5 protein-coding genes are annotated in these 4,714 nt (G+C 51.7%); all 5 read right to left on the reverse strand.

The genetic code is table 11. The features are described from left to right. Nucleotides 1-217, reverse strand: a 217-nt coding sequence (locus tag Q0362_RS06550) for an ABC transporter ATP-binding protein (protein WP_298121526.1), incomplete at its 3' end; no start/stop codon positions are given. Further along, on the reverse strand, nucleotides 214-1,902 hold the full coding sequence (locus Q0362_RS06555) for an ABC transporter permease subunit (RefSeq protein ID WP_298121536.1): 1,689 nt from the start codon (nucleotides 1,900-1,902) through the stop codon (nucleotides 214-216). The genes Q0362_RS06550 and Q0362_RS06555, both read right to left, overlap by 4 nt. A gap of 47 nt (nucleotides 1,903-1,949) precedes the next feature. After that, on the reverse strand, nucleotides 1,950-2,828 hold the full coding sequence (locus Q0362_RS06560; RefSeq protein WP_298121540.1) for an ABC transporter permease subunit: 879 nt from the start codon (nucleotides 2,826-2,828) through the stop codon (nucleotides 1,950-1,952). Between the two features lie 101 nt (nucleotides 2,829-2,929). Next, nucleotides 2,930-4,147, reverse strand: a complete 1,218-nt coding sequence (locus Q0362_RS06565) for an ABC transporter substrate-binding protein (protein WP_298121529.1) — start codon at nucleotides 4,145-4,147, stop codon at nucleotides 2,930-2,932. A gap of 379 nt (nucleotides 4,148-4,526) precedes the next feature. After that, nucleotides 4,527-4,685 (reverse strand): helix-turn-helix domain-containing protein, encoded by a 159-nt coding sequence (locus tag Q0362_RS06570; RefSeq protein ID WP_298121532.1) that lies wholly within the window; start codon nucleotides 4,683-4,685, stop codon nucleotides 4,527-4,529. Between the last annotated feature and the right edge of the window lie 29 nt (nucleotides 4,686-4,714).

Raw genomic sequence — 4,714 nt, forward strand, 5'->3', positions numbered from 1 at the left:
TGCGACGGGAGAGTTTGGCAATTGACTCACCATCCATCTCTATATCTCCACCGCTGATACCAATGACACCAGAAATGGATTCAAGCAAGCTCGTCTTTCCGGCACCGTTGGGACCAACCAAGGTCACAACTTCACCAGGTTTGATTTCGAGCGTGACGTTAGAAATGACTGGGCCAATTCCTCGACTGACCGTAACGTCGTTCAGTTTGAGGCTCATAGCATCTCCGTTTCACCCATGTAGGCCTTGATAACTTCAGGATTGTTGAGCACGTCACTCTGCTTTCCAGAAGCGAGAACTTCACCGAAGTTCAGTACTGTCACGCTCGAGCAGACACTGCGAACCAGGTCGAGGTCGTGTTCAATAATCAAAATTGTCACACCGTACTTCTCAGGAACTTGCTTGAGACGGTTAGCGAAAACAATGTGCTCTGCGTGGGAAAGACCTGCAGCAGGCTCATCCAACAGCAGAAGCTTTGGTTGTGCAGCAACGTTTGCAGCAACCTCAATGAGACGGCGAGTACCCACATCAACCATGCGTAGAGGTACAGATGCATCTGGGCAACCGAAGTATTCCAATACATCTGCAACTTCAGCGGCGGAGATTTTGCGACGGGCTACGATTTTCACGTATGCACCACCCGTCAGTGTCGTTGGGACACGGTCCTGCTGGTAGGTGCGACGCAGACCATGACGAGCAATCTGGTTTGGAGCTTTTCCACGCAGGTCTATTCCGTCAACAGTGACCACACCCGTGTGCTGGGGTAGGAAGCCGGTCAGCGCATCGATGAAGGTCGATTTACCTGCACCATTAGGACCGATTAAACCGAGGATGGAACCCTCTTCAACAGTGACGTTGACGTTCGTGAGCGCCTTCACAGCACCAAACTCAACACCAAGGTTTTCTACTCGCAGGAGGATCTTTCCATTGCCTTCTGGAATCTTGATGGCGTCTTCAATTGTTTCTTCGTCAAGGTGATTCACAACAGCGGATTGGTTCTTTCGTTTTCTGCGGAACATCGCATTACGAATATCTTGACCAAGGTTTGAGTTGGTGGTCAGTGCCTGGATACCCAGAACTGCGAAGACCAGGTTTCCCCACTCAAGAGGAATCTTGAACTGCTTCAAGATTTCAGGAACCAGAACGAAAAGGATTCCGCCGAACAGAGCCATGTCGATGAGGTGCGAACCAACCACGATGGTCAGTACATACATCGACAGGGACGCGATGGGCAGGAAGCTGACATAGTTCACCTTGCCAACTTCACCTGCAAGCAGCACGCCAGATATTCCCGCAATAAATGAGCTCACTGAGAAGGCTGTCAGCTTGGCAGAGGTCACACTCTGTCCTACCGAAGCAGTTCCACGCTCAGAAAACGCTACAGACTTCCAAGATGCACCCCAGCGACTGTTCTGCATGAAATGGATTCCGAGTGCAATAACTACAACAACAATCACCACAAAAATGAAGTAACCCCGGTCCCCTTCTGGACTGAAAGGCATATCAAATGGTCGCGTCATTCTCTTGTTGCCCCAACCATCAGGGAATGCAACCTTCTGAAATGTTGCGTTTGCAGCCGCAGCTACACCTAGCGTAAGAACCGCAAGGTTCACCCCACGCAATCTCAGCGCAGGAAGACCAACTACAAAACCAACTGCAGCACTTGCCAAGCCACCAATAAGCATGATGATGACAAATGACCAGCCACCAAACATTGTGCCCAATGGCGTGAAGATAATCAGAATTTCTGCGACCCAGGCACCAATTCCTGCGAAGGTGAGCTGAGCAAGTGAAATCATTCCGGCGGTGCCGGTAACAATTCCAAGACCGAGCAAAGAAACCATAGCGATAAGCACCGAAGTAGCTAGGAAGACGATGTATGCAGGAAGACCAAAGAGCGACACCAGCAATGATTAATGGCTTAGATGAAGCAATTCGGGACTTGTTGGAGTTAGCGAGCGACATCCCAAACCTCCTTACGCTGGTTCCACAAGAGGAAGATCACGATGCTGATAATGGGAATCCAGTCACGAATGAGACTGATTTCAGGCCACATGGTGACGAGACCTTGAACGGCACCCAAAGCAAGACCGCCATAGAGGGCAAAGTCCATGCGCTTAAATGCACCGAATAGCGCCGCTGCTGCACCAGGAATGATGAGGTCCATGCTGACGGTTGCTTGCGGGGCGAGGTTGTTACCGCCCAAGAGGATTGCCAGAGTCATCAATGCTCCGGTTGACGCCCAAACGCCAACCTGCAGAAGTTTGACGTTGACACCCAGCAATTCAGCTGCTGTCTGTCGGTCCGCAATAGCACGGAGTTGAACTCCGATGGGGGTCTTAGTCAGGACCAACTTAGCGACAAGAACGATCACAACTGCAAGTACAAACAGATAGGCGGCGATTTTTGTGATCGTTACCGTTCCGAAGGAAACCAAAGGGCCTATAACCAGCGGGATCAACGCCTGCGAAAGCGGACCAAATTGGAGCAAAGAAACCGAAATCAAGAAGAGCATGCCCGCAACTGTGACTGCCGAGCGAGCGGTACCTGTTGCTTCAGGCAACCATGTTGCAATAATCCATCCCAGTGCAGCAGAAACGATGGCGCCGACGAGGAGGGCGACGATCACACTAATGACAGTGACGACTTCTTTAGGAAGATGCATGGGAAGCAGCAATGGTGCTACTCGAATGGATAGGAAGGCGGCATAGACGCCGACGGCAACCTGTGAAAAATTAACTACACGGGTGAGCGTGGCCATCAAGACCAAGAGCACACCAATCACTGCGTAGAGGCTGCCAGAACCAAGTCCGGCGGCTAATGCGGATATGTACTCCCCGGTACTCCTCGTTGAGTGTTTGTCTTACTGGAAAGAAGAACTGTTGTGGGGAGCCTGAGCCCCCCACAACAGCAGGGTAGTGCTATTTGGAATTAGCCAGCAATAGTGGTGTTCTTCCAACCCATGTCGGAACCGAGCAGCCATGGGCCGTCCGATACCCAAGCCTGGGTGTTTGGTTCAATGTGCATCATCCATGAAGCAGCGTTGGGCTGGTGGCTGTCCTCAGGACCGAAGGTCCAAGGAGAACCGGCCATACCAGCACCGGTGCCTGCGTAAGGAGTGGTGTATGCCTTAGCAGCCTCAGTGAATGCGTCACGAGTTACGTCGCCCTCAATCGTCTCAAGGATTGCGATGAAGTACTGAGCAGCAAGGTAGCCACCCTGTGCGAAGGAAGTAGCAGCAATGCCATTAGCTTCCATGAGTGCACGCCATTCGACACAGTTCTCGTCCTTTGCGTCGGTGTATGGAGCGAACTCAGCAGGAAGAGTGATCTGTGCGCCGTAGTTCACAGACTGAGCGAACTGGTCAGAGTATGCCGAAGTGAGGAGCAACGCAGGAAGTACGATTCCCTGGTTAGTCATTTCAGCGAGGATAGCTGCGTCAGCTGCACCAACTTCGTTGATGAATACTGCGTCACAGTTAGCAGACTTCAGCGCTGCAACGTTTGCTGCGTAGCTGGTCATACCGCGGGTCAGGCTGTAGTCAGCCAAAGCAAGCTTCTCGCCGGTTGCCTCAGACCAGTTTGCAACTGCCTGCTCGTAAGCTGCCTTGCCAACTGCATCATCTGGAACGAACAAACCACAGATTGCCTTGTAACCGAGAACCTCAGAGCCGTTGTAAAGGCTTGCAGTGGTGTCGTAGAAAGGACCAGTGTTTGCTGCTGCAACGTTAGGAGTTGAGAAGCAGAAGGGGTCTACACCGGTTCCCTGGATGGAAACGATGTTGTTGTCAGACCAGGTCTGGTTGTTTACTGCACAGTTCATCAAGGAAGAAGAACCAACGAATGCGATAGCACCCGAGTCAAGAGCATCCTTGGTTGCTGTTGCAGAAGTTGCAGGGTCAGTCTTCTCGTCGTAGGTGTCGAGCTGAATGGGGCGGCCGTTGAAGCCACCAGCTGCGTTGTACTCATCGAATACAGCCTGAGCTGCAGGAGGAGCCTCGGGGAAGAAGTTTCCGTCGTATACAGCTGCGATAACAATTGGCTCTCCGGTTGCTGCGCTGTCGCTGCCACCGTCGCTGGCTGAACAGCCAGACAGAACCAGAGCGGATGCGGCTGCAATGCCGAAGACCGCTAGGGCTTTCTTTTTCATGTTCATGTGTTTTATTGCCTCTCGGTTGGTTATGACACTTCTATGTGTCACTTTCAGAGAAGTCAGATAGTGAACCATCTAACTTGAGTGAGTTCTGGTACTTCTCGTTGATCCTGCAATGAGCTTCCAGCTGGGCTGAATGTTCATGACGTTCTCAATGTGAAGTGAAACCAGAGTTCACCGCATATCTACAGGTAACGATAAGTGCCATCTGCCCATTACCCCCTTGTCAATGTACGCAGACTCATTGACTATGCGTGAAATTGGACCCAAAAAGCCCGGAAACATAAGGAAAAACGCCCCTCACATGAGGGGCGTTTTTCGATTACGTTTCGGTAACAACGACCGATTTAAGCACTTTTGGGAGTGTCAAATTGCCTTAGCGATTGACGGCTTCTGGCCAGATCCTGCTCCGGAAATCAGTGGGAGCCTCTCCGAACGTTGAGCGGAAGAGTCGACTGAAGTGTGACGCGTCGACGAATCCCCAGCGAATTGCGATGGAGGAGACAGGTCGATTGATAAACAGTGGGTCTGCCAAATCGCGTCGGCAATGTTACAGGCGTCGGG

The organism is uncultured Aurantimicrobium sp. (genome assembly GCF_936931525.1).
GTDB lineage: Bacteria > Actinomycetota > Actinomycetes > Actinomycetales > Microbacteriaceae > Aurantimicrobium.

Bases quoted from the DNA above. Each gene is read 5' to 3' on its own strand.
- Q0362_RS06565 (WP_298121529.1), bottom strand. From the start codon at position 4,147: ATGAAAAAGAAAGCCCTAGCGGTCTTCGGCATTGCAGCCGCATCCGCT.